Consider the following 22,650-nt stretch of genomic DNA (forward strand, 5'->3'; position numbering starts at 1 on the left):
CCGAGCGTGCTGGGAGCGTCAAGAAGACAAGGAGGACAAGAATTAGGAAAAATGACATCGATGTCGGCGAGTGGCTCGCCGTGCCCCGGTGAGCGGTGCCCGATACGGTTGCGACGAATCCGCAACCCGCCGGGAGGTCCGATGGTCCAGGTCGAACGCACGCTCACGGTGCGCACGCCGGTCGAGCGCGTGGCGGCGTACCTCGCGGACTTCGCCCACACGGAGGAGTGGGACCCGGGCACGGTGAAGTGCACGCGCACCGACGAAGGGCCGCTGGCGGTCGGCGCGCGGTGGCACAACGTTTCGGAGTTCCGCGGGCGCGAGACGGAGCTGGACTACAGCTTGACGCGCCGCGACGCGGGCCGGGTGACGTTCGTGGGCAAGAACAAGACGGCGACGTCGACGGACGACTTCGGGTTGTCGGCGGGCCCGGACGGGACGACGGTCCGGTACCGCGCGACGATCGAGTTCCACGGGTGGGCGAAGGTGGCGGGGCCGTTCCTGAAGCGCGAGTTCGAGCGGCTCGGGGACGAAGTGGTGCCGAAGCTGACGAAGGCGCTGGAGAACTTGGGCTGACGCGGCCGCGGACAGACCACCGCGGCTCACACCTGCGCGGTCGCCACCGCCAGCTCCACCGCCGAGGCCAAGTCGTTCACCCGGGGGAACCCGCGGTCCCCGAGGTGCTCCCACCCCGGCCCGGCGGTCCCCACCACCCGCCCCAGATCACGCACCCGGTTCGCCAGCAGGTCGTCGGCCGTCGGCGGAGCCAGGGACCACAGCAGCACCAGCACCGGGTCCATGCGCTCCGCCAGGTCGGCGACCGTCTCCGCCGGGACCAGCTGGCCGAGGTACGCCACCGGGATCCCCGCCTCCGCGAGCGTCGCGCGCAGGGCCTCCATCGGCAGCGAATGCCGCTCGGCCGGGCAGCAGGCCAGCAGCACCGGCCGTCCCGGTACCGCCGCCGGGAAACGGCGGCTGAACCGCTCGAACGCCAGCGAGATCTCCGTCGTCAGCGCCCACTCCGACGCGAAGCAGACGTCGCCGCGCTGCCAGCGGTCGCCCAGGCCGCGCAGGACCGGGGCCAGGACGTCGGTCCAGGCCGCCGCCGGGCCGAGCGTGGCGAGCGTTTCGTCGAGCAGGCCCGCGACCGACGCCGAGTGCAGCTCTCCGGCCGCTTCCTCGAGCTCGCGCACCCGGCGGGAGGCCGGCACTTCGGGCGGGTCCGCCGGGCCGCCGAAGGCCGCCGCGGCCGCCTCGCGCACCGGCATCCCGCGGCCGACGAGCCGTTGCATGTGCTGCAGCCGGCGGACGTCGGCGTCGGAGTAGCGGCGGTGGCGGCCGGCGCCGCCCGCCGACGGGCCGATCCCGTAGCGCGCGCTCCAGCTGCGCAGGGTCACCGGCGAGACGCCGAGCAGCTCGGCGACCTTGCCCGGCGCCCAGGCACCCGCCCCGGACGGCTCGTCGACGGTCTTCGGTTCCACCGTTCCCCTTCGCCTCGATCGTCGCAGCTTAGCGACGACGGGATCACCCGGCCGAGGGCGACACGGCGGACAGACCCGGCGCGGGAGCGGAACGCCGGAAGCGCGCGCGGGGGACGCGGCGGCGGGGCGTCGACCTGCCGCGTCCCCTCTCGGCGCCGCCCGGCGCCGGGATCCGGCCCGCGTCAGCCGGATCCGGACGGCCGCGGGGTGTGGCAACCCGCCACGGCCCGCACGGTTCCGCCACCCAAGTTACCGCTGATCGCAACGTTCGTGCATCGTTATCCCTCGGATGCCGCAGCGATCCACCCACCCGGGCGCGTGATCTCGGACGGCGCTGGGTACTTCGGCACCACAGGAGGGACTCCATGACCGAGAACCGCACCTCGCCCCGCTTCGCGACGACGACCGAGGCCGGCGTCGTCACCGTCCGCTGCGCCGGCGACCTCGACCTGGCCCAGACGTCGAAGCTGAGAGACGTCCTGCTGCACCCGTTCGCCGGCGGCGCCGACGGGGTCGTCGCCGACCTCACCGAAACGACGTTCTGCGACTCGACGGTCTTCAGCGTCCTCGTCGAGGCCTACCGCGAAGCGCTGGCGCGGGAGATCCCGTTCGCCATCGCCGCGGCCGCGATCGCCGTCGCCCGGCCGCTCGCCATCCTCGGCCTCGACCGCGTGCTGCCGCTGCACCCCGGGCTCGCCGAGGCCCGCACGGCGCTGGCCGCGACGCCGGCCGCGCACGTCTCCTGACCCCTCACCCGGGGAAGTCCGGGTGGAGCACGTCGTCCAGCACCGCCCGGTGCGCGCGCCGCAGCTCCTCCCCCGGTTCGACGCCCAGGTCCGCGGCCAGCCGGTCGCGGATCCGGCCGTGCACGGCGATCGCCTCGGCGCGCCGGCCGGTCGCCTGCAGCGCCCGCATCAGCAGCGCCGCCACCGGCTCGCGCAGCGGTTCCCCGGCCAGCACCGCGGACAGCTCGTCGGCGGTTTCGGCGTACCGGCCCAGCCCCAGCTGCAGCCGCGCCTTGCGGGTCAGCATCGCGGCGCGGCGCTCGGTCAGCCGCAGCCGCTGCCCTTCGGCGAACGGTCCGGGCAGCCCGGAAAGCGGCTCGCCGTGGAACAGCCCGAGCGCGGCGGACCACGATTCGACGGCGGCGGCGGGCTCGTCCGCCTCTTCGGCGGCGGTGGCGTCCGCGGCCAGTTCGGCCAGCCGCGCGGTGTCGATCCGGACGCCGTCGGCGGCGAACCGGTAGCCGCCGCGCGTGCGGCCGATCACCGAGTCCGGCGTCCGCTCGCCGGGCGCGCGCAGGCACTTGCGCAGCCGGTGGACGTACACCGGCAGCACGCGGCCCCCGGTGCCCGGCGGCTCCAGCCCCCAGACGCCGTCGAGCAGCTCGGCCGGGCTGACCGTCGTGCCGGGGCGCAGCACCAGCGCCGCCAGCAGGGCCTGCTGGCGCACCGGCCCGAGGTCGAGCGGGGTGCCGCCGCGCCAGGCGCGCAACGGTCCCAGCACCGAGAACCGCAGCCCCGGCGCGGGATCGGGCACCGCCATCGCCGGTCGCAGCGGCGCGACGTCCACAGTGGACCCGCGCGGGCTGACGATGCCGTGGTCGAAGGCGTACACGACGGCCGCGGCGCGGTCGCGCAGGCCCAGCTTGGTGAAGATCCGGCCCAGGTGGCTCTTCACGGTCAGCTCGGAGACGACGAGCGCGACGGCGATCTCGGCGTTGGACAGCCCGCGCCCGGCCGCCCGCAGCACGTCCAGCTCGCGGGGGGTCAGCAGCCCCGGCGGCGGGCCGGTGGGCTCGTCGGCGGGAGCGCGCCGGTAGGTCGTGAGCACCCGCGCGGTCACCGAGGAGTCGAGCCAGGCATCGCCCGCGGCGACCGCCCGGACGGCCCGGATGAGGTCCTCGGCGGGCGAGTCCTTGAGGATGTAGCCGACCGCACCGGCCCGCAGCGCGCCGGCGAGCAGCTCGTCGTCGTCGAAGGTGGTCAGCGCCAGCACCGGCGGCCGTCCCCCGATCCGCCGCGTCGCCTCGATGCCGTCGACGTGCTTCATCCGCAGGTCCATCACGACGACGTCGACGTCGAGGGCGGCGAGGGCGGCGGGGACCTCGGCACCGTCGCCGCACTCGCCGGCGATGACGAACCCGTCCCGCCGGCGCAGGATCCGCCGCAGCCCGGACCGGACGAGCTCCTGGTCGTCGACGAGCAGGACGCGGACTTCGCTGGCGGTCACGGGGTCCCGCCCGCGGCCACGCCGAGCTGCCTGGCCCGCGCGGCCGTGCCGGACGGTCCGGCACGGGCAGCCGGTCGCGGACCTCGCCCGCCGTCAACCCGACGCCCAACTGCCCCGCCGACGCGGCCATGCCGGACGGTCCATCGGCGGGCAGCCGGTCACGGACCTCGCCCGCCATCAACCCGACGCCCAACTGCCCCGCCGACGCGGCCATGCCGGACGGTCCATCGGCGGGCAGCCGGTCACGGACCTCGCCCGCCATCAACCCGACGCCCAACTGCCCCGCCGACGCGGCCATGCCGGACGGTCCATCGGCGGGCAGCCGGTCACGGACCTCGCCCGCCATCAACGCGGCACCCGACCACCCCGCCCGCGCGGCCATCCCCCTCAGACCGGACCCGCCGCCTGGCAGCCGGTTGCGGACCTCGCCCGCCGTCACGAGGTCTCACCCATGGGCACGCCGACCGTGACCACCCAGTCCGGCCCCTCCGGACCCGCCGTCAACTCGGCGCCCAGCTGCCCCGCCCGCGCCACCATCCCCTTCAACCCCGAGCCCCCGGTGCCGGACGTCCGCTCGGCCGGCAGCCGGTTGCGGATGACCAGCCGGGCCTCGGCCGCGCCGATGTCGAGCCGCATGCGGGCCGGTGCGCCGGCTCCGTGCTTGGCGATGTTGGCCAGCGACTCCTGCGCGATGCGGTAGAGCCCCAGCCCGGCCAGGTCCGGCACGGCGGCCAAGTCGCCCTCCTGCTCGTAGTGCACCGGCAGCCCGGCCGCGCGGGTGCGCTCGACCAGCGCCGGGATGTCGCGGGCGCCCGGCAGCGGGCGGGTCCCCGCGGGCGCCTCGGCCAGCAGCCCGACCGTCCGGCGGATGTCGGCCATCGCCGTGCGCCCGACGCGTTCGGCTTCGGCGAGGCCTTCCAGGGCCTCCTCGACGTCGCGGTCCTGCTGCAGGGCGTGGCGGGTGCCGGTCAGGTGCAGCAGCGTGATGCTCAGCGAGTGGGCGACGACGTCGTGCACCTCGCGGGCGATGCGCTGCCGTTCGGCGAGGACGGCCTGGTCGCGGACGGCGTCCCGGGCGGCGCGTTCGGCGTCGAGCGCGCGCACGTACCAGCGCATCATGAACCCGCCCGCCGTGCCGAGCAGGACGGCGGCGACGTAGACGGGGAACCCGACCAGCCCGACCCGCGCGGCGGCCACACCCAGGGTGGCGACGCTCGCGGCGGCGACGCCGTAGGCGATGACGGGACGCGCGATGGCGGCGGTCTCCGCGGCCAGCACCACGAGCACGACCGGCGCGAAGTCCGGGACGGCGGGCCGCGCCAGCAGGATGGCGACGGCCGCGAGCACCGTGAGCGCCTTGAGCCACGGCGGGACGATGACGCCGGTGACCGCCCAGGCCAGCGCCGTCACGATGGCGAGCAGCCCGGCGAGGGCGATCGGTGCCGGCGGCACCAGCGCCCCTCGCTGCGCCACCGCCGCCACCGCCAGCACCACCCCGAAGGCGGTGACACCCACGGGGACCCACCACGGCAGCCCGATCCCGGCGCGGCCGAGGCTCGCCTCCAGGCGGGCCCGGATCCCGCTCACCACCCTCGCCCCCACGACGGACAGCCTAGGAACCGCGCGGGACGGGCGCATCCCGCCCCGGGAGGAGGTTGTGGTTCATCCGGATTTCATCGGCGCAGGTCCGTCCACTGTGGCCCGAACTTGACAATGGTCGGCTCAACTTCCCCCGGTCCCGTCGCCCTGCCCGATCGGGTGCATCGCCGGGCGACTGCGCTGACCAGCCGCTATCGTCCGCCACGGAGAGTCCACAGTGGACAGGGGAGGTCCCGTGCGCGTGACCCACGCCGCCCTGGCGGTGCTGGCGGCCTGCGGGCTCGTGGCGCTGTCGGTGCCGCTCGGCCGGACCGCGCTCGCCGACCCGCTGCCCGGCGGCCTCGGCCCGTGCGTGCCCGGGACGTGCCCCGGCACCCACCCGCCCGTCGGCAACGGGCCGTTCGCCGGCCGCGACGACGGGATCAACCTCTTCGTCGGCGGCGACATGCGCGTGACCGGCAGCGCGGCCGAAGCGGAGGGCCGCGCGGTCGTCGGCGGGAGCTTCACGCTCGACAAGACCTCCGGGTCGTCGATCTACAACGTCGGCGTCGCCGGGGTCGGGTCGCGGGTGCCGCCGCCGGACGGGGCCGACTACCTGACCGTCGGCAAGGACGTCGCGGTCGCCGATGGGCAGCGGCTCGACGCCGTCGGGGACTCGGCGGGCGGCGTCGTCCGCCACGCCGGGAAGGTCACCGGCACGGTCATCGGCAAGCTCGTCCACGACCCGGACGCGATGCAGCCGTACGCCGGCCTGCGGGGACGGCTCAAGACCGCGAGCGAGTGCTACGCGCGGGCCGCGACCACCGGGACCGCGCGGAACCAGGGGTACCAGACGCTCTTCACCGGCGACGGCAAGGCGAAGCTGCAGGTCTTCACCATCGACCAGGACATCGCCGGGCCGAGCGGCGGCACGCAGGGTATCGCCTTCGCCGGCATCCCCGACGGCGCGACGGTCCTGGTCAACCTCACCGGCCGCGTCCGGACGATCAACACCTACAGCGGCACCCTCGACGACAACGACCCGCTCAACCGGCTGCGGCCCCGCCTGCTGTGGAACTTCCCGGACGCGAGCACGGCCGCCCTCACCGGCAGCGGCGTGTTCCAGGGCAGCGTGCTCGCGGGCAACCCGGCCGGGACGACGACCGTGACGCTCCTGGGCACGAACGGCCGCTTCTTCGCGGCGGGCGACCTCGTCCACGGCTCGAGCGCCGGGCCGGGCAGCGGGCAGGAGTTCCACGCGTACCCGTTCGTCGGCGACCTGCCGCCGTGCCACGGCGAGCCGGACCCGACCACACCGACCACGACCACCACCGTCACCAGCCCGACCGGCACGACTCCGACCACCGGCACGGGCCCGGCCACCACCAGCCCCACGAGCACGGCCCCGGCCACCACCACGACCGCGCCGTCCACGGCGACGAGCGTGGTCGCCGCCACGTCGACCACCCCGGGCGGCACCGGCGGCCTGCCGCGAACGGGCACCGACGCCGGCCCGCTCCTCGGCCTCGGCGCCCTGCTCCTGACCGGCGGCACCGCGCTGGTCCTGGTCACGATCCGCCGCCGGACGCGCTGACCTCGTCCACTGTGGACCACGCTGCGGGCCGCGCCGCGCCATGACACCATCGGGTGAACCCCGGCGGGTCCGGCGGACGTGATCCGGGTGTAGCACCCCGGTAATGCGCCGTCGTTGCGGTGCCGGGCCATGGCAGTCGGACAGCGGGCGGTGGTTCCGCGAGGTGGGCAGGTGCTGGCGGAAACGGACGCGAAGACCACGACCGCGCGCCGGTGGCTGCCCGTCTTCGGGGCGGTGCTGGGCGCCGCCGTCTTCCTCGTGGTGCGCGGCAGCCTCACCGACGACGGCTACATCACCCTCGCCTACGCCCGCAACCTCGCCGTGCACGGCGAATGGGGCCTCATCCCCGGTTCGCCCGCGAACTCCGCGACGTCGCCGCTGAACGTCCTGCTCCTCGCCGCGCTGACCCTGGTGACGCGGGTGGCGGGCGGCCCGCACCCGGTGGTCGCGCTCGGGGTCCTCACCGTGCTCTGCGGTGCCGCGCTCGGCTGGGCGTGGCTGCGCCTCGGCCGCGCGCTCGCGCTGCCGGCCGCCGCCGGCGTCCTCGGGGTCGCGCTGGTGCTGCTCAACCCGTTCGTGCTGTCCGCGATCGGCCTGGAAGTCCTGTTGATCCCGGCCGTGCTGCTGGTGCTCACGGTCTTCGCGGTCGAAGGACGGCCGCTGCTGTTCGGCTTCACCGCCGGGCTCACCGTCCTGACGCGCCTGGACCTGGTGCTGTTCGTCGTCGTGATCGCGGTGAGCGCGCCCGCGATCCGGCGGCGCCTACTGCCCGTCGCCGGGGTGGCCGTGCTGACAGCCGCGCCGTGGTTCGCCGTGAGCTGGGTCGTCTTCGGCTCGTTCGTGCCGGACACGCTGGTGATCAAGCAGCTGCAGGCCGGGCTGTTCGCGCCGTGGACCTACAGCACCGGGCCGGTCATGTACTACGTCGGCTGGCCGGTCACCGTGCTCGTGTCGTTCGTCCCGGCGCTGCTCGGCGTGGTCGCGCTGGCGGGCTGGGCGGCCGCGCGGTTCGGGGTCCGGTGGCCCGAGTTCCCCGCGCTGGGCCCGGTCGCCGCGCTGGCCGGCGGCGGGATCCTCTACTACGTCGCGTATTCGTTCCTCGGGGTCGGGCCGTTTCACTGGTACTACGTCGCCCCGATCACGGCGGTGAGCGCTTTCGCGGTCGCCGCGTTCAGCGCCTGGCTCGGGCAGGCCGGGCAACGCCCGGCGCTGCGCGGCGCTCCCCCGGCGCTCGCGCTCGGGCTCGTCGGCGTCCTGGTGCTGGCCGGGGCCGCGGTCGACGCCGCGCAGGGCATCCCGTGGAAGTCGCCGGTGATCTTCGGGAACTGGGCGAGCGCCCCGGACTACGCGCGCGTGGGCACCGGCCTCGGCACCCGGCTCGCCGGGGCCACCGTCGCCAGTCCCGGCGAAATCGGCACCCTCGCCTACTTCTGCGAGTGCGCGATCCTCGACGAGTTCTCCGACCGCGGCCAGGCGGTCTCGCTCGTCGAGCAGCGGATCGCGAAGGCGAACCCGCTGATGAGCCTGGCGCTGCGGGTCAACTACCACTGGCTGGACACCTCGGTCGCGCCGCGCAAGCCGGACTACCGGCTCGTCTACGCGACGGGCCCGGCGACCGGACCGGACAGCTGGCAGGTCCGGTCCGCGGCCAAGGGCGTCGGCCACTTCACGCTGACCCGCGAGCCCTGATCTTCGCGCTCATCTGAGCAGTGACCGAAAACTCGGCGAATTCCCCTGGACGCCAGACTGCGCCACGGGCCGTGGCTGCCATAGGGTTTCGGTCATGAAGGTCGGCCTGCTCACCCGGGAATACCCGCCGGAGGTCTACGGCGGCGCCGGAGTGCACGTGGAGTTCCTCGCCCGGGAGTTGCGGCCGCTGGTCGACCTCGACGTGCACTGCTGGGGCGCGGACCGCCCCGACGCCACCGGGCACACGGACCCCCACGGCTACCGCCAGCCCGCGTTCACGACCATGGACATCGCCGTGTCCATGGCGAACGCCCTCGAAGGCCACGACCTCGCTCACAGCCACACGTGGTACGCGAACCTGGCCGGGCACCTGGCGAAGATGACGCACGGGATCCCGCACGTCGTCACCGCGCACTCCCTGGAACCGCTGCGGCCGTGGAAGGCCGAGCAGCTCGGCGGCGGCTACCGCGTCTCGTCGTGGATCGAGCGCGAGGCGTACGAAGCCGCGGACGCGATCGTCGCGGTCAGCGGCGGCATGCGCCGCGACGTCCTCGCCGCGTACCCGGCGGTGCCGCCCGAGCGGGTCCACGTGATCCACAACGGCATCGACACCGCGCTGTACCGCCCCGACCCCGGCACCGAAGTGCTGGCGAAGCACGGCATCGACCCGGACCGGCCGTACGTGCTGTTCGTCGGCCGGATCACCCGCCAGAAGGGCGTCCCGCACCTGGTGCGCGCGGGCGCGTCGCTCGACCCCGGCGTCCAGCTGGTGCTGTGCGCGGGCGGCGCGGACACCCCGGAGCTCGACGCCGAGTTCCGCGGGCTGGTCGCCGACCTGGAGAAGACGCGCACCGGTGTCCGGTGGATCCCGGAGATGCTGCCCCGGAACGAGGTCGTGCAGCTGCTGACCCACGCCGCGGTGTTCGCGTGCCCGTCGGTCTACGAGCCGCTCGGCATCGTGAACCTGGAGGCGATGGCCTGCGGCACGCCGGTGGTCGCCAGCGACGTCGGGGGCATCCCGGAGGTCGTCGACGACGGCCGCACCGGGCTGCTCGTGCACTACGACGAACAGGACGCGCAAGGGTTCGAGGCGGGCCTGGCCGCCGCGCTCAACGAGGTGGTCGGCTCCCCGGACCGGGCCGCCGACATGGGCAACGCCGGCCGCGAGCGCGCGGTCGGCGAGTTCGGCTGGAAGGCGATCGCCGAGCGGACGGTCGCCCTCTACGAAGCGTGCGGGAGGTCGTCGTGAACACTGGAGCCGACGTGCTGGGCATCGTGCTCGCGGGCGGCGAGGGCAAACGGCTGATGCCGCTGACCGCCGACCGCGCGAAACCGGCGGTGCCCTTCGGCGGCGTGCACCGCCTGGTCGACTTCGTGCTGTCGAACATGGTGCACGGCGGGTTCCGGCGGCTGTGCGTGCTGACGCAGTACAAGTCGCACTCGCTGGACCGGCACATCTCGACGACGTGGCGGCTGTCGTCATTGACCGGCGAGTACGTCACGCCGGTGCCGGCGCAGCAGCGGCTGGGCCCGCGCTGGTACCAGGGCAGCGCCGACGCCATCCACCAGAGCCTCAACCTGGTCTACGACGAGGACCCCGAGTACATCGCGGTGTTCGGCGCGGACAACATCTACCGCATGGACCCCCGGCAGATGCTGGAGTCCCACATCTCCTCGGGCGCCGGCGTGACGGTGGCCGGGATCCGGGTGCCGCGGGCGGAGGCGAGCGCGTTCGGCGTCATCCGGACCACCGACGGGCTGATGATCGACGCGTTCATGGAGAAGCCCGACGACCCGCCGGGCCTGCCGGACTCCCCCGAGGAGTCGTACGTGTCGATGGGCAACTACATCTTCACGACGAAGGTGATGCTCGAGGCGCTGCACGCGGACGCCGAGAACGCGGCGTCGCACCACGACATGGGCCGCGACATCATCCCCGCGCTGGTGAAGTCGGGCGAAGCGGCGGTGTACGACTTCAACGGCAACGTCGTGCCCGGCGAGACCGAACGCGACCACGGGTACTGGCGCGACGTCGGGACGATCGACAGCTACTACGAAGCCCACACGGACCTGATCTCGACGCACCCGATCTTCAACCTGTACAACCGGAAGTGGCCGATCCTGGCCCACCCGGGCCAGCGGGCGGCGGCGAAGTTCGTCGAGGGCGGCTCGGCGAACCAGTCGATCGTCAGCAACGGCTGCATCATCTCGGGCGCGCAGGTGGTCGACTCGGTGCTGTCGCCGGACGTGCTGGTCGAGCACGGCGCGGTCGTGCAGGGGTCGGTGCTGCTGGACGGGGCGCGGGTCGGCCGCGGCGCGGTGGTGCGGCGGGCGATCCTGGACAAGAACGTCGTGGTGCCGCCGGGGGCGCACATCGGTGTCGACCTGGCCCGCGACCGCGGGCACTACCACGTGAGCGAAGGCGGGATCGTGGTGCTGGGCAAGGGAGAACGCGCGATCTGAGGTCGGCGGGCCGCCGCGGGGACCGCCCGCGGCGGCGGTGCGGCCGGCGTCAGGACCCGGCGGTCGCCGCCAGCCGCTCGAGAACCTGGCGCGGGTCGATGCCCCAGCGCTCGGCGAGCTCCGAGATCGTGGCACCCGCCGCGTGCTCGGCGGCGATCATGTTGTTCACCACGCTGGCCACGTTCCGCTCCTCGACCGCCGATGCACGTGCAGGCGACATGCTACATGTTCACTGCGGACGTCGAACAATCTGCCTCAGGTTGGTCCGTCCCGAGGCAGCCCCGGTGTTTCAGCGCCCCGTTTTCTCCGGTTCCCCCGGCGGATTGTCCGGAGTGGACCGCGCACGCGTGGCGCTGAACACCGCGTCGAAGATCGGTGTCGGTTCCCCTTCGTCGCGCTTCGGCTGCTCGTCCCCCGGACCGCGCTTTTCCTCTCCCACGGGCCCAGTTTCTGCGACGGCGGCCGGTTTCGCTCGGGCAGCACCGAAAATCGCCCGGCCGGGGGATCACCCGCGTGGCGCTTGTTTTCGGCCGATTTCGCCGGGGGCCCGTATTCCCATTTCCCGCACCGGGAATAAGCCGGGGTACCCCGGGATTGCACCGGACATGAAAGCAGTCGTCTACCGCCGCCACGGCGGACCCGAGGTGCTGTCGGTGTCGGAGCGGGTCGTCGCGGACCCCTGCCCCGGTGAGGTCCGCGTCCGGATCGTCGTCTCCGCGGTCAACCCCACCGACTGGAAGGCCCGGGCCGGCCGCGGCACCGAGGCCGGGACCGAAACGCCGGACACGGTGCCCAACCAGGACGGCGCGGGCGTCGTCGACGCGGTGGGCCCGGACGTCACCGGCTTCGCCCCCGGCGACCGCGTGTGGCTGGTCCTCGCCGGTACCCACGGACCCGAGGCCGGCACCGCGCAGGAGTACACCGTCCTGCCCGCCGCCCAGGTGGTCCCGCTGCCCGACACCGCCGGGTTCGACGAAGGCGCCGGGTTCGGCGTCCCCGGCCTGACCGCGCACCGGGCACTGACGGTCGCCGAGGACGGGCCCACCCGGCTCGCGCCCGGCGCCCTCGACGGCCGGACGGTCCTGGTCAGCGGCGGCGCGGGCGCGGTCGGCAACGCGACCATCCAGCTGGGCCGCTGGGCCGGCGCCACGGTGATCGCCACGGTCAGCAGCGACGAGAAAGCCGCCCTCGCCCGCGCGGCCGGGGCCCAGCACGTGCTGCGCTACCCCGATCCCGAGCTGGCCACCCGGATCCGCGAGGTCGCGCCGGACGGCGTCGACCTCGTCGTCGAGGTCGCGGCCGGGGTCAACGCGAAGCTGCACACCGAGGTCCTGCGCCCGCGCGGCACGGTCGCGGTCTACGGCGACGACCGCGGCACCGGAACCGTCACCCTCGACTTCGGCGCGAACCTGTGGCTCAACACGCGCTACCAGTTCCTCGTGCTGTACACGGTCGGCGCGGACAAGCTGCGCGCCGGCGCCGAAGACGTCACGGCGGCGTTCGCCGACGGCGCCCTGCGGCTCGGCGAGGACCGCGGCGTGCCAGTCCACCGCTTCCCCCTGGAAGACACCGCGAAAGCGCACATCGCGTCCGAGGAGGGCGCGACCGGGAAGGTGCTGATCGACGTCACCCCGGCGGGGTGACCAGCGCCTGAAGCAGCTGCGGGAGCGTGACGCCGTCGTCGTCGCGGTGCTCGCGCCAGCGCCCGAACAGCTCGCGCACGGCGTCGAGCAACGCCGGTGACAGTCCCGCTTCGGCGCAGGCTTCCGCGATTTCGGTCATCTCGCCCTCCCACCGCCACGCTCGCCGCCCGGCGGAGGCGATCCCGTCGGGCGCGCCCAGCGGGGTCGCCGGCAGCACGTCGGCGGCGAGCTCCCGCAGCTCGCCGCCGACGCCGTGGTGTTCGGCCAGTGCGTACGACTGAGCGGCGAGCGCGAAGGTGAGCTTGTTGTAGGCGGCGAAGGCGAGCTTGAGCGCCGACGCGCGGCCGACCGGCCCGGCGAGGACGACCGGCCGCAGGTGCGTGCCTTCGAAGAGACTCGCCACCCGCGTGACGGCGGGTTCGGGCCCCGACAGGTAGAGCCGGGTGGTCCCGGCCGACCGCGGTGGCGGGCCGACGATGCCGCCGTCGGCGACAGTCGCCGTCCCGCCGAAAAGCGCTTCGACCTCCTCGGCGTGCCGGGGGCTGATGGCGTTCGCGTCGAGGTAGACGCCGCCGAACCCGGTGGCGGCCACCTCCCGGGCGACGTCGAGCGCGTTGGCGGGCGGGCAGACGCTCACGATGACGTCGCACCCGGCCAGCGCGGCGGCGTCCGGCACGGCGGTCAGCCCGGCTTCTTCGGCACGACGGCGCGTCGCGGCGCCTCGCCCGGCCGAAACCCAGGAAACCGGGGTCCCGGCGCGGGTGAGCACGGCTCCGACGGCGGCGCCCATCGCGCCGGGGTGCAGCAGTCCGACCGACGTCACGGCGGCTCCTTCCACGGGAGCCCCCATGATCGCGCGGTCAGCCGGTCACGCGCAGGCCGCGGCGCAGAGCGTCGACCTCGTCGGCGAACATGCGCCGCGAGATCGCCGCCGTTTCCACCATGCTCGAGCCGTGGAACGTGCCCGGGTAGTGCCGCAGCTCGGTCGCCACACCGGCGTGCGCGAGGCGTTGCGCGTACTGGATCCCCTCGTCCCGCAACGGGTCGAACTGGCACGTCGTGACGAACGCGGGCGGCAGGCCGGCCAGGTCCGCGGCGCGGGCCGGGGCCGCGTACGGCGAAACGTCGTCGCCGCCCGGTTCCGCGCCGAGGTAGCTGGTCCAGCTGTACACCGCGTTCGGCCGGTTCCACAGTGGCGTGTCGGTGTAGGCCGTCATCGACGGCGTGTCGAGGCGGTCGTCCAGCTCCGGGATGCCGAGGTACTGGAAGCACAGCGCGGGGCCGCCGCGGTCGCGCGCCAGCAACGCCACCGCCGCCGACAGGCCGCCGCCCGCGCTTTCGCCCGCGACGCCGAGCCGGGCCGGGTCGATGCCCAGCTCCGCCGCCTTGGCCTCGACCCACTGCAGGGCCGCGTAGCAGTCCTCGACCGGCGCCGGGAACGGGTGCTCGGGGGCCAGCCGGTAGTCGACCGACACGATCACGACGCCGAGCTCGTCGACCAGCCGGAGCAGTGCCGCGTGGAACATGTCCAGGTCGCCGAGGACGAACCCGCCGCCGTGGATGTACAGCAGGCCGGGCACCGCGCCCGTCCGGTTGGCCGGGGAGTAGACGCGGACCGGGACGTCCGGCGCGTCCGACGGCCCGGGCACCGCGGTGTCGCGCACGTCGACGGGGTTCACCGGCTCGTAGGCCGGCAGGACGTCGCCCAGCTCCCCCATCGAGGAGCGGGCCGCGAGCAGGGCGTCGTAGTCGGTGAGGGTCACGCCCGGCAGCATGTCCAGCCAGGGCAGGAGCTCGGGATCGATCGCGTAGGTCATGGGTCGATCTTCGGCCGCCGGGCGCGGTCCCGGCCACCGCCACGCGGCGGGCGTTGCGGCCGCGGACCTCGCCATCCGGCGGCGGGCGCGCCTATCGTGGCGGCATGAAGGGGCTGCTGCTGCGGCTGTCCGGGCTCGACGCCGACGCCGAGAACGCCGTGCGGGTGATCGGGTTCTTCGACCGCCTGATCACCGGCCGCGCCGGCCTGGACGCGCTCGTGCGCAGCACGGCCGACCTCGCCGGCTGCCCGGTCGGCGTGCACGCGCCGGGCCAGGGGATGTCGCTGCGGGCGGCCCCGGGCGAGGCCGTCGCGACGCCCGGCACGGCACCGGCGGGGTCGGCCGTCCGCCGGCTCGAGGGCGGCGTCGAGGTGTGGGTGGCCCGCGACGGCGCGCCCGTCCCGCTCGACGACATGCTGCTCGAACGGTTCGCGATCGCCACCGCGGTCGTCCTGGAGCAGAACGGCGTGCCGCGGCCCGAGCTCGGCGACCCGGCGCTCGTCGAGCTGGTGCTCTCCGGCGAGGCGGGCACGGCCGAGCGGTCGCGGGCCCTGCACCTGCTCGGGATCGCGCCGTCGGCCCGGCTGCGCGTGCTGGCGGGCACCGGCGTCGACGGGCTCGCCGGGCGGTCGGCCCAGCTGGGCGGCGTGCGCGCGGTCCTCGCCGAGGCGGTGCCCGAGTTCCCCGACGGCGGCCGCGCGGGGGTCGGCCCGGAGCTGCCCGCCCTCGACGCGGCGCGGTCGTGGGCGGCCGCCCGGACGGCGCTGCGGTTCACTTCGGACACCGAGCCGGTGGTGTGGTGGGACCGGCTGGGCAGCCTCGGCGCGCTCGGTTCGCGGCTCGGCGGCGCGGACCTCGCCGACCTGCCGGACGTCCGCGCGCTCGACCGGCTCGCGGCCGAACCGCACGGCGCGGACACGCTGTCGGCGCTCGACGCGTTGTGCGCGACCGGATCGGCCCGCAAGGCCGCGGCGGTGCTGCACCGCCACCACAGCACGATGCCGGCCCGGCTGGCCCGCGCCGAAGCCGTCCTCGGGTTCGAGGTCGACTCCCCCGCCGGCCGGTTCCGGCTGCACCTCGCGCTGATGCTCAGAAGGTTGCGGGACAACAGCGACGTCAGCTGAACGTCCGTTGTGGACGGTGAACCAGATCCTCCGCGGCGGCCGGCCACTCGGGGTGGTCGAAGGCGAACCCCGCGTCGAGCAACCGTCCCGGCACCACGCGACGGCTCTTGAGCAGCAGTTCCGTGTCCGATCGGAGCGCGAACGCGCCGAGCTCCGCCAGCCATTTCGTCGCCGGAAGCCCGAACGGGACACCCGCCGCCGCGCGCAGGGCGCTCATGAAGTCCTTGTACGGCAACGGTTCCGGGGCCGCCAGGTTCAGGGGCCCGCTCAGGTCGTCGCGCGCGATGAGGAAGTCGATCGCCCGGACGAGGTCGTCTTCGTGGATCCACGACAGGTACTGCGCGCCGCCCGCGACCGGGCCGCCGAGGCCGAGGCGGGTGAGCCGCAGCAGCATCGCGAACGCGCCGCCGGGCTCGGGGCTCATCACCATCGCCGTCCGCAGCGCGACCTTGCGCGTGCGCGGGGTGTCCGCCACCTCCTGCTCGTGCTCCCACGCCCGGGCGAGGTCGACGCTGTAGGCCCAGTAGCCGGGCACGCCCGGCTCGCCGCCGCCGAGGACGCCAGTGGTCTCGTCGTTCGGGGCGTCGAAGCGGTGGGCGTAGATCGTCGCCGTGCTCATCTGCAGCCAGACCCGCGGCGGCCGCGCGGCGCGTTCGATCGCGCCGCCGACGACCCGCGCCGAGTCGATCCGCGAAGTCCACATCTGCCGCAGGTTCGCCCGGGTGTAGCGGCAGTGCACCGACCGGCCGGCCAGGTTGAGCACGACGTCGCTGCCGTCGACCTCGGCGGCCCACGGACCCGCGGCGCGCGCGTCCCAGCGGACGTGGCGGACCCCCGGTTCCGGCGGGGCGTCCCGGCGAGTGAGGACGACGACCTCGTCGCCACGGCTGGCGAACGCGCGGCTCAGCACGCGGCCCAGGTGCCCGGTGCCGCCGGGGATCACGACCTTCATGAGACCAGCGTAGCGAACGTTTTGAACGCGTTCAAATATCGGTGGCCGCGTTCCGCGGGGCCCGCCAGGCCCTCCCCCGGCCTACAGTCGGCGGATGACCGCTGCAGCCGCGCCGCCGATCGTCACCGGGGTGGACGGGTCGGCCGAGTCCCTGGACGCCGTCCGGTGGGCCGCGCGGACCGCCTGCCTGCGGGACGCGCCCCTGGAGATCGTGCACGCCCTCGACGTTCCCGCGCTGCTCGCGGGCGGGGTCGTGCCGCCGCCCGAAGAGATGATCGACGCGCTGCGCGCCCGGGGGCGGCGGGCGCTGCGGACCGCGCGGGAACTCGCTGCCGCGCAAGGGGTTCCGGGCGCCGCCACCCGGCTCGACCCCGACCGCGCCGCGCAGACGCTGATCGAAGCGTCGCGCGCCGCGTCGCTGCTCGTCGTCGGCTCGGCCGGGCACGGCAGGCTCGCCGGCCTGCTCGCGGGCTCGGTCGCGGCCGCGCTCGGGACGCACGCCCGGTGCGACACCGTCGTCGTCCGCGGGGACAGCTGGGACGAACCCGGCGCGGGCGGCCGGCCCGTCGTGACCGGGATCGACGGCAGCGAAGCCGGCGCGCGGGTGCTCGCGGCCGCCGTCGCCGAAGCCCGCATCCGCAGCGCTCCCCTGGTCGTCCTGCACGCCTGGGCGGACAGCCCGCCGCCGCGGCCGGACCCGCGGTGCGTCGACGACGCCGGGCGGCGGCTGCTCGGCGAACGGCTCCACGACCACGACACCGGCGACGTCGCCGTCGAGCAGGTCGTCGTGCACGCCCACCCGCGGCGCGAGCTGGTCGAACGCAGCGGCGGCGCGCAGCTGGTGGTCGTCGGCGACCGCGGCCGCGGCGGCTTCCCCGGGCTGCTGCTCGGTTCGACCGGCCAGGCGCTGCTGCACCACGCGGCGTGCCCGGTCCTGCTCGTCCGCACCGCCCGTTGAGCGGAAGCGCGACGGAAGCCGGGCGCGACAGGATGGCGCGGAACGAGAGGGAGAACCAGATGAAGACAGTGGTGCGAGCCGGGCTCGTCGCGATGCTGGCCACGGCACTGGCGGCCCCGGCCCAGGCCCAGGCGGCGACGATCAAGCAGGTCACGAGCACCTGCCGCACGGGCGAGTTCGCCGGGACGTTCACGCTGCGCTACGAGACCTCCGGCGGCTACCACCACCCGATCGGCTCGATCACGACGTCGGGGCCGTACATCGGGGACTCGGGCACCCAGACGCTGCGGATCTCGTACATCGACGGGCTCGGCACGCACGCGGTCTACACCCGGGTCGGGCCGGCCACGAACGGTACGCAGAGCTTGCCGGCGGGGCTCGCGATCCCGGCGACGGCGAGGGGCACGGCGTCCACGAAGTTCGACAACGGGACCACGTCCTGCACGGCGACGGTGCCGATCACGTAGGACGGCGACGGGAGCCGCACCGGTTGCCGGTGCGGCTTCCGTCTCACTCCGCCGGCTCGACCGCGGCCCGGAAGATCGCCCGCGCCGAGGCGGCCAGCACCTCCGCCGCACGCTCGCGATCCAGCCCACCGATGTCCGTCAACCACACCAGCGACTCGATCCCCGTCGCCGAGCGGATCGCGATCGCGAGGCCGTGCACGTCGACCTCCGGGTGCGTCCCGGCCAGCGGGGCCAGCGCCTCCTCGATCCACCGGATCGCCCGGCCGCCGCGCAGCACCGGCTGCTCGGCCCCCGGCTCCAGCGAAAGCCGCAGCTGGGTGCGCAGCTGCGGCTCCCAGCGGACCGTGAACCCGATGAACTCGCGCAGCACCAGGTCCAAGCGCTCGGCCGGGTCGTCGGACGCGCCGGGTGGGAGCAGGCCCGCGCCGTCGTCGATCTGCGGGTACGCCGCCAGCAGCAACGCGCGCTGGTTGGGGAAGTACCGGTACGCCGTCGTGCGCGAAATCCCGGCCGCCGCCGCGGCGTCTTCCACCGTCGGGGCCGCTCCGCGCGCCAGCAGCTCGTGGGCGGCGGAAACCAGCGCCGCCCGGGTCCGGCCCTTCTGCCGCCGCCGACCCGTGGACTCATATGGCACTTCCATGCCATCATGGTACTCAAGTCCCACGAAGGAGGGCGCCATGACCGCCGATCCGGCCGAAACGAACCCCGAGCTCTACCGCGTCGTCCTCGAGAACGACCGGGTGCGGGTCCTCGAATACCGGGACCGGCCCGGCGACCGGACCGCGCCGCACTGGCACCCCGACACCGTGATGGTGACGCTCAGCTCGTTCAGCCGCCGCATCTCCGCGGGCGGCCGCGAGGTGCGCGTCGACCTGTCCGCCGGCGAAGCGCGCTGGGTGGCGGCGCAGGAGCACGCCGGGGAAAACGTCGGCGACACGCCGACCCACGCCTTTTTCGTCGAGCTCAAGGAACCCGGGCGCGCGAACGTTCCGGGTGCCGCGCTGGGCCCCGGCGAGTCCTGAGCCGCGACGTATCTCGCGCGTCCCGCCACGCTCCTGTAGACCTGAGCGCGGAGGGGCTGGGATGGGCGCGAACACCACCGGCGGGGTGGACCTCGCAGTGCTGGGACCGTTCGAGGTCCGCATCGGCGGCGCCCCGCGGGACGTCGGCGGGCCGCGGTTGCGGGCGCTGCTGGCCGTGCTGACGGCGGAGGCAGGCCGCGTCGTGAGCGTCCCCGCGCTCGGCCGCGCGCTGTGGGGCGAACGGCCGCCCGAGCACGCCGACCGCACCGTCCGGACCTACCTCTCGCGGCTGCGCGGCTCCGTGGACCCGCGCCTGATCCTGACCCGCCCGCCGGGCTACGTGCTGCACGTCGCGCCGGAAGCGCTCGACGCGGCGCGGTTCGAGCAGCTCGCCGCGGAAGGACGGCGTGCGCTCGCGGACGGCACACCCGGCGTCGCGCGGGAGCACCTGGCCGCCGCTCTGGCGCTGTGGCGGGGAAACGCCTACGAGGAGTTCGACGGCGTCGAAACCCTGAAGGCCGAAGGGATGCGGCTGGACCGGTTGCGCCACAACGCCGTCCAGGACCGGATCGACGCCGACCTCGCCACCGGCGAGGACACCGGGCTGGTCGCCGAGCTGGAGGCGCTGACCGCCGCCTTCCCCGGCCACGAACGGCTGTGGGCGCAGCTGATGACCGCGCTCTACCGCGCCGGGCGCCAGGGTGACGCCCTGGAGGCCTTCCGCCGGGCCCGGCATGGGCTGATCACCGCGTCCGGGGTGGAGCCGTCGCCGGTGCTGGCGCAGGTGCACCGGCAGGTCCTCGCCCACGACCCGGGCCTGCTCGCCGTGCGGGCCGGGATCGTCGCGACCGCCCCGGACGACGCGCTGGCCGCCGGGGAGCACGCCCTGCTGGAGGACGGCGACCTGCGCACCGGCCGCGAGCACTTCGAAACCGCCTACCGCCGTGCCGAGCAGGCCGGGGACGCCGACGCGCTCGCCCGCGCGGCGCTCGGCCTCGGCGGGGTGTGGGTGCACGAGCACCGGACGGCCGCCGCGTCGGAGCTGCTGCTCACGCGGCTGCGGCACGCACTGGAGCAGGTCGACCCGGCGTCGGTGCTCGCTCGCCGGCTGCGGACGCGGCTCGCCGGCGAGGAGGACTACCAGAACGCCACGCACGACCGGATCCTGGCCGCCGTCGAGGAAACGCGGCACTCCGGTGACGCGGTCGCGCACGCCGAGGCGCTGAGCCTGGCCCACCACTGCCTGCTCGGCCCCGACCACCCGGCCCGGCGGCACGCGCTGGCCACCGAGCTCGTCGGGGTGAGCGGCCGGTCCGGGCGGCGCACCGACCTCGTGATGGGCGTGCTGTGGGACACCGTCGACCTCTTCCTGGCCGGCGACCCGCACGCCCAGCGGCGCCTCGGCGAGCTCGACGACCTCCTGGCGGCGCGCAAGCACCTCGCCGCGGGGTTCGTCGCGGACGCGCTGAAGGTCATGCTCGCCATCCGGGCCGGACGGTTCCGCGAGGCCGAGGAGCGCGCGCAGGCGTGCGCGGAGGTGGGCCAGGCGGCGGGCGACCTGGACGCGCTCGGCTGGTACGGCGCGCAGCTGGTGGCGATCCGGTGGTTCCAGGGCCGGCTCGGCGAGCTGGTGCCCGTGCTGGACGGGCTGATGCACTCCCCCACGCTCAGCCCGATCGACAATTCGTACTACGCGGCCCTGGCGGTGGCGGCGGCCTCGGCGGGCGACCGCCGGACCGCCGCGGGCGCGCTGGCCCGTCTGTGCGGCGGCGACCTGGGGGTGCTGCCGCGATCGAGCACCTGGCTCATTTCCCTGTGCGGCGCGTCGGAAACCGCTTACCTGCTGGCGGACACGGAGACGGCGACGCGGGTGTCGGAGCTGCTGCGCCCGTTCGGCCACCTGCCCGCGATGGCGAGCCTGGCGATCGCGTGCTTCGGGTCGATCCACTACCCGCTGGGCACGTCCGCCCTGACGACGGGCGACGCGGACCGCGCGGTCGCCCACCTGCGCGCGGCGGTCCAGCACAACCTGGCGCTGGCGCACTGGCCGGCGGTCGTGTTCTCCCGGCGCCGCCACGCGGAAGCCCTGACGAGGCGCGGCGGGGCGGGCGACGCGGTGGCGGCGGAACAGGAACTGCGGGCCGCCGACGAGGAGGCTCGGACCTTCGGCCGGTGAAAACGCTCTCAGCGCGCCGCGAGAGTCGTCGTCTCCCGGCCCTCCAACCGGAACAACGGGCCCACCGCCGCGAGGTCCAGCGCCCGCCGGACCACCGGGGACGGCTTCACCACCAGCTCGATCCCCGCCTCCGCGCAGTGGTTGCGCAGCCGGGCCAGTGCCGCCACGCCCGTCACCCCGCAGAAGCCGACCCCGAACAGGTCCAGCACCAGCCGTCCGGGTGCCGCGGCCACCACCCGGTCGAGTTCCGCGTCCAGCAACGGGCGCGTCGCCAGGTCCAGATCACCCGTCACGGTGACGCGCGTCGTCCCCGGACGGGGTTCCGCGGTCGTCACGGTCAGCAGCAGGGCGGCCGGGTCGGGCATCCGGGCTTCTCCTTCCGAAGGCACGCGAAAGCGGTGATCAACTCCTACCCGGCCCCCGGTGGCGGCAAACCTCGGGGAAATCGTCGTTTTCGTGGTTATCGCCCGGGCGCTCGGGAATGCGGTGGCTTCCGGCCACCGGTTCCGCCCCGGGAACCACCGGCGCCGACGAAAGGCCTCCGCGCGTGTTCCGTCACACGAAGCTGCTCCAGTTCGAAGCCAAGCCCGAAAAGCCCGACCCCGTCTACGCCCACAAGCTGCAGGAACTCATCGGCGGCGCCTACGGCGAAATGACCGTCACCATGCAGTACCTGTTCCAAGGCTGGAACTGCCGCATCGAAGGCAAGTACAAAGACCTCATCATGGACACCGCGACCGAAGAGATCGGGCACGTCGAAATGCTCGCCACCATGGTCGCGCGCCTGCTCGAAGGCGCCCCCGCCACCATGACCGCCGAAGCCGTCAAAGACCCCGTCATGGCCGCGGTCATCGGCGGAATGGATCCCCAGCAAGCCATCGTCGCCGGCGGCGGCGCGCTGCCCGCCGACAGCAACGGCACCCCCTGGAACGGCAAGTACATCGTCGCCTCCGGCAACCTGCTCGCCGACTTCCGCGCCAACGCCGCCGCCGAAGCACAAGGCCGCCTCCAAACCGCCCGCCTCTACAACATGACCGACGACCCCGGCGTCAAAGCCATGCTCAAGTTCAACCTTGCCCGCGACACCGTCCACCAGAAGCAGTGGCTCGCCGCGATCGAAGAACTCAAAGCCGACGGCCTGGAAGAGGAAATCGCCCCCAACGCCCTCCTCGACGAAGAGGACCAGACCCACAACCACACGATCTGGCACCTCTCCGACGGCCCGGACGGCGCCAAGGGCACCAGCTGGACGACCGACGCGGGCATCGAATACCTGATGGACCCCGAACCCCTCGGCGGCCCCGGCACCGCACCCAAGCCCGACCCCGCCCTCTACGGCACCTACGCCCCGCTGCAGGACGCCAAGGGCACCGCGAAGGGCAAGGCCAAGGCGGTCAAGAACAAGCTGACCTGACCGGGGAGTCCCGGCGCGTCCCCCGGGACGCGCCGGGCCC

The 22,650-nt window shown here is 74.5% G+C and carries 22 protein-coding genes and 1 pseudogene; 13 read left to right on the forward strand and 10 right to left on the reverse strand.

The window, feature by feature from the left end; translation table 11 throughout:
* The first annotated feature begins 141 nt into the window (after positions 1-141).
* Complete coding sequence (locus ACIQWX_RS23255; RefSeq protein WP_400874555.1) at positions 142-576, forward strand: SRPBCC family protein; 435 nt, start codon at positions 142-144, stop codon at positions 574-576.
* A gap of 26 nt (positions 577-602) precedes the next feature.
* Here ACIQWX_RS23255 and ACIQWX_RS23260 read toward each other — a convergent pair whose 3' ends face one another.
* Positions 603-1,481: a MerR family transcriptional regulator gene (locus ACIQWX_RS23260; RefSeq protein WP_400874558.1), complete on the reverse strand. Its 879-nt coding sequence runs from the start codon at positions 1,479-1,481 to the stop codon at positions 603-605.
* Positions 1,482-1,846: 365 nt separating this feature from the next.
* On the opposite strand from ACIQWX_RS23260, the gene ACIQWX_RS23265 reads away from it, so the two are divergent.
* Entirely contained in the window at positions 1,847-2,227 is a 381-nt protein-coding gene (locus ACIQWX_RS23265; protein ID WP_400874561.1) for an STAS domain-containing protein, read from the forward strand.
* A gap of 4 nt (positions 2,228-2,231) precedes the next feature.
* Here ACIQWX_RS23265 and ACIQWX_RS23270 read toward each other — a convergent pair whose 3' ends face one another.
* The 3 genes and pseudogenes from ACIQWX_RS23270 to ACIQWX_RS23280 all read right to left on the reverse strand — a co-directional run bounded on the left by ACIQWX_RS23270 (position 2,232) and on the right by ACIQWX_RS23280 (position 5,315).
* Positions 2,232-3,026, reverse strand: a complete 795-nt coding sequence (locus ACIQWX_RS23270; RefSeq protein ID WP_400875868.1) for a BTAD domain-containing putative transcriptional regulator — start codon at positions 3,024-3,026, stop codon at positions 2,232-2,234.
* 39 nt (positions 3,027-3,065) lie between these two features.
* Positions 3,066-3,713, reverse strand: a pseudogene (locus ACIQWX_RS23275) (response regulator); the annotation flags it as partial.
* A 435-nt stretch (positions 3,714-4,148) separates the two neighbouring features.
* Positions 4,149-5,315: a histidine kinase gene (locus ACIQWX_RS23280; RefSeq protein ID WP_400874564.1), complete on the reverse strand. Its 1,167-nt coding sequence runs from the start codon at positions 5,313-5,315 to the stop codon at positions 4,149-4,151.
* A 232-nt stretch (positions 5,316-5,547) separates the two neighbouring features.
* Here ACIQWX_RS23280 and ACIQWX_RS23285 point away from each other — a divergent pair, with 232 nt between their 5' ends.
* The 4 genes from ACIQWX_RS23285 (at position 5,548) to glgC (ending at position 11,037) form a co-directional block, all read left to right on the forward strand.
* Entirely contained in the window at positions 5,548-6,885 is a 1,338-nt protein-coding gene (locus ACIQWX_RS23285; RefSeq protein ID WP_400874567.1) for a choice-of-anchor A family protein, read from the forward strand.
* A 171-nt stretch (positions 6,886-7,056) separates the two neighbouring features.
* A complete protein-coding gene (locus tag ACIQWX_RS23290; protein ID WP_400874570.1) occupies positions 7,057-8,574 on the forward strand; it encodes a hypothetical protein in 1,518 nt (505 codons plus the stop codon).
* Between the two features lie 94 nt (positions 8,575-8,668).
* Positions 8,669-9,823 (forward strand): glycogen synthase, encoded by a 1,155-nt coding sequence (glgA, locus tag ACIQWX_RS23295; protein WP_400874573.1) that lies wholly within the window; start codon positions 8,669-8,671, stop codon positions 9,821-9,823.
* On the forward strand, positions 9,820-11,037 hold the full coding sequence (gene glgC, locus ACIQWX_RS23300) for a glucose-1-phosphate adenylyltransferase (protein ID WP_400874575.1): 1,218 nt from the start codon (positions 9,820-9,822) through the stop codon (positions 11,035-11,037). Before glgA ends, glgC begins: the two co-directional genes overlap by 4 nt.
* Before the next feature lie 49 nt (positions 11,038-11,086).
* Here glgC and ACIQWX_RS23305 read toward each other — a convergent pair whose 3' ends face one another.
* Positions 11,087-11,218, reverse strand: a complete 132-nt coding sequence (locus ACIQWX_RS23305) for a hypothetical protein (protein WP_400874578.1) — start codon at positions 11,216-11,218, stop codon at positions 11,087-11,089.
* 424 nt (positions 11,219-11,642) lie between these two features.
* Here ACIQWX_RS23305 and ACIQWX_RS23310 point away from each other — a divergent pair, with 424 nt between their 5' ends.
* Positions 11,643-12,680 carry an NADPH:quinone reductase gene (locus ACIQWX_RS23310; RefSeq protein WP_400874581.1) on the forward strand — a complete coding sequence of 346 codons (1,038 nt, stop codon included), beginning with the start codon at positions 11,643-11,645 and terminating at the stop codon, positions 12,678-12,680.
* On the opposite strand, the gene ACIQWX_RS23315 is transcribed toward ACIQWX_RS23310, so the two are convergent.
* Complete coding sequence (locus ACIQWX_RS23315) at positions 12,664-13,503, reverse strand: DUF1932 domain-containing protein (protein ID WP_400874584.1); 840 nt, start codon at positions 13,501-13,503, stop codon at positions 12,664-12,666. The two genes, ACIQWX_RS23310 and ACIQWX_RS23315, sit on opposite strands and share 17 nt — an antisense overlap.
* A 37-nt stretch (positions 13,504-13,540) precedes the next feature.
* A complete protein-coding gene (locus tag ACIQWX_RS23320) occupies positions 13,541-14,497 on the reverse strand; it encodes an alpha/beta hydrolase (protein WP_400874587.1) in 957 nt (318 codons plus the stop codon).
* A gap of 104 nt (positions 14,498-14,601) precedes the next feature.
* On the opposite strand from ACIQWX_RS23320, the gene ACIQWX_RS23325 reads away from it, so the two are divergent.
* Positions 14,602-15,621, forward strand: a complete 1,020-nt coding sequence (locus tag ACIQWX_RS23325; protein ID WP_400874590.1) for a helix-turn-helix domain-containing protein — start codon at positions 14,602-14,604, stop codon at positions 15,619-15,621.
* On the opposite strand, the gene ACIQWX_RS23330 is transcribed toward ACIQWX_RS23325, so the two are convergent.
* A complete protein-coding gene (locus ACIQWX_RS23330; RefSeq protein WP_400874593.1) occupies positions 15,614-16,573 on the reverse strand; it encodes a TIGR01777 family oxidoreductase in 960 nt (319 codons plus the stop codon). The two genes, ACIQWX_RS23325 and ACIQWX_RS23330, sit on opposite strands and share 8 nt — an antisense overlap.
* 94 nt (positions 16,574-16,667) lie before the next feature.
* On the opposite strand from ACIQWX_RS23330, the gene ACIQWX_RS23335 reads away from it, so the two are divergent.
* Positions 16,668-17,531, forward strand: a complete 864-nt coding sequence (locus ACIQWX_RS23335; RefSeq protein ID WP_400874596.1) for a universal stress protein — start codon at positions 16,668-16,670, stop codon at positions 17,529-17,531.
* Between the two features lie 59 nt (positions 17,532-17,590).
* Positions 17,591-17,998, forward strand: coding sequence for a hypothetical protein (locus tag ACIQWX_RS23340; protein ID WP_400874599.1), 408 nt, complete (start codon positions 17,591-17,593; stop codon positions 17,996-17,998).
* Between the two features lie 43 nt (positions 17,999-18,041).
* On the opposite strand, the gene ACIQWX_RS23345 is transcribed toward ACIQWX_RS23340, so the two are convergent.
* Complete coding sequence (locus tag ACIQWX_RS23345; RefSeq protein WP_400874602.1) at positions 18,042-18,638, reverse strand: TetR/AcrR family transcriptional regulator; 597 nt, start codon at positions 18,636-18,638, stop codon at positions 18,042-18,044.
* Between the two features lie 37 nt (positions 18,639-18,675).
* Here ACIQWX_RS23345 and ACIQWX_RS23350 point away from each other — a divergent pair, with 37 nt between their 5' ends.
* Positions 18,676-19,020, forward strand: coding sequence for a cupin domain-containing protein (locus tag ACIQWX_RS23350; protein ID WP_400874605.1), 345 nt, complete (start codon positions 18,676-18,678; stop codon positions 19,018-19,020).
* A gap of 61 nt (positions 19,021-19,081) precedes the next feature.
* Complete coding sequence (locus ACIQWX_RS23355; RefSeq protein WP_400874608.1) at positions 19,082-21,196, forward strand: BTAD domain-containing putative transcriptional regulator; 2,115 nt, start codon at positions 19,082-19,084, stop codon at positions 21,194-21,196.
* Between the two features lie 8 nt (positions 21,197-21,204).
* Here ACIQWX_RS23355 and ACIQWX_RS23360 read toward each other — a convergent pair whose 3' ends face one another.
* Entirely contained in the window at positions 21,205-21,561 is a 357-nt protein-coding gene (locus ACIQWX_RS23360) for an STAS domain-containing protein (RefSeq protein ID WP_400874611.1), read from the reverse strand.
* Positions 21,562-21,743: 182 nt separating this feature from the next.
* Here ACIQWX_RS23360 and ACIQWX_RS23365 point away from each other — a divergent pair, with 182 nt between their 5' ends.
* Positions 21,744-22,610, forward strand: a complete 867-nt coding sequence (locus ACIQWX_RS23365) for a manganese catalase family protein (protein WP_400874614.1) — start codon at positions 21,744-21,746, stop codon at positions 22,608-22,610.
* Positions 22,611-22,650 lie beyond the last annotated feature (40 nt).

The sequence above is a fragment of the Amycolatopsis sp. NPDC098790 genome (assembly GCF_044759945.1).
In the GTDB taxonomy this organism is placed as follows: Bacteria; Actinomycetota; Actinomycetes; order Mycobacteriales; family Pseudonocardiaceae; genus Amycolatopsis.

Bases quoted from the DNA above. Each gene is read 5' to 3' on its own strand.
- ACIQWX_RS23330 (WP_400874593.1), bottom strand. From the start codon at position 16,573: ATGAAGGTCGTGATCCCCGGCGGCACCGGGCACCTGGGCCGCGTGCTG.
- ACIQWX_RS23345 (WP_400874602.1), bottom strand. From the start codon at position 18,638: ATGGAAGTGCCATATGAGTCCACGGGTCGGCGGCGGCAGAAGGGCCGG.
- ACIQWX_RS23265 (WP_400874561.1), top strand. From the start codon at position 1,847: ATGACCGAGAACCGCACCTCGCCCCGCTTCGCGACGACGACCGAGGCC.
- ACIQWX_RS23310 (WP_400874581.1), top strand. From the start codon at position 11,643: ATGAAAGCAGTCGTCTACCGCCGCCACGGCGGACCCGAGGTGCTGTCG.
- glgA (WP_400874573.1), top strand. From the start codon at position 8,669: ATGAAGGTCGGCCTGCTCACCCGGGAATACCCGCCGGAGGTCTACGGC.
- ACIQWX_RS23335 (WP_400874596.1), top strand. From the start codon at position 16,668: ATGACCGCTGCAGCCGCGCCGCCGATCGTCACCGGGGTGGACGGGTCG.
- ACIQWX_RS23320 (WP_400874587.1), bottom strand. From the start codon at position 14,497: ATGACCTACGCGATCGATCCCGAGCTCCTGCCCTGGCTGGACATGCTG.
- ACIQWX_RS23340 (WP_400874599.1), top strand. From the start codon at position 17,591: ATGAAGACAGTGGTGCGAGCCGGGCTCGTCGCGATGCTGGCCACGGCA.
- ACIQWX_RS23325 (WP_400874590.1), top strand. From the start codon at position 14,602: ATGAAGGGGCTGCTGCTGCGGCTGTCCGGGCTCGACGCCGACGCCGAG.
- ACIQWX_RS23270 (WP_400875868.1), bottom strand. From the start codon at position 3,026: ATGGCGGTGCCCGATCCCGCGCCGGGGCTGCGGTTCTCGGTGCTGGGA.
- ACIQWX_RS23350 (WP_400874605.1), top strand. From the start codon at position 18,676: ATGACCGCCGATCCGGCCGAAACGAACCCCGAGCTCTACCGCGTCGTC.
- ACIQWX_RS23360 (WP_400874611.1), bottom strand. From the start codon at position 21,561: ATGCCCGACCCGGCCGCCCTGCTGCTGACCGTGACGACCGCGGAACCC.
- ACIQWX_RS23355 (WP_400874608.1), top strand. From the start codon at position 19,082: ATGGGCGCGAACACCACCGGCGGGGTGGACCTCGCAGTGCTGGGACCG.
- ACIQWX_RS23255 (WP_400874555.1), top strand. From the start codon at position 142: ATGGTCCAGGTCGAACGCACGCTCACGGTGCGCACGCCGGTCGAGCGC.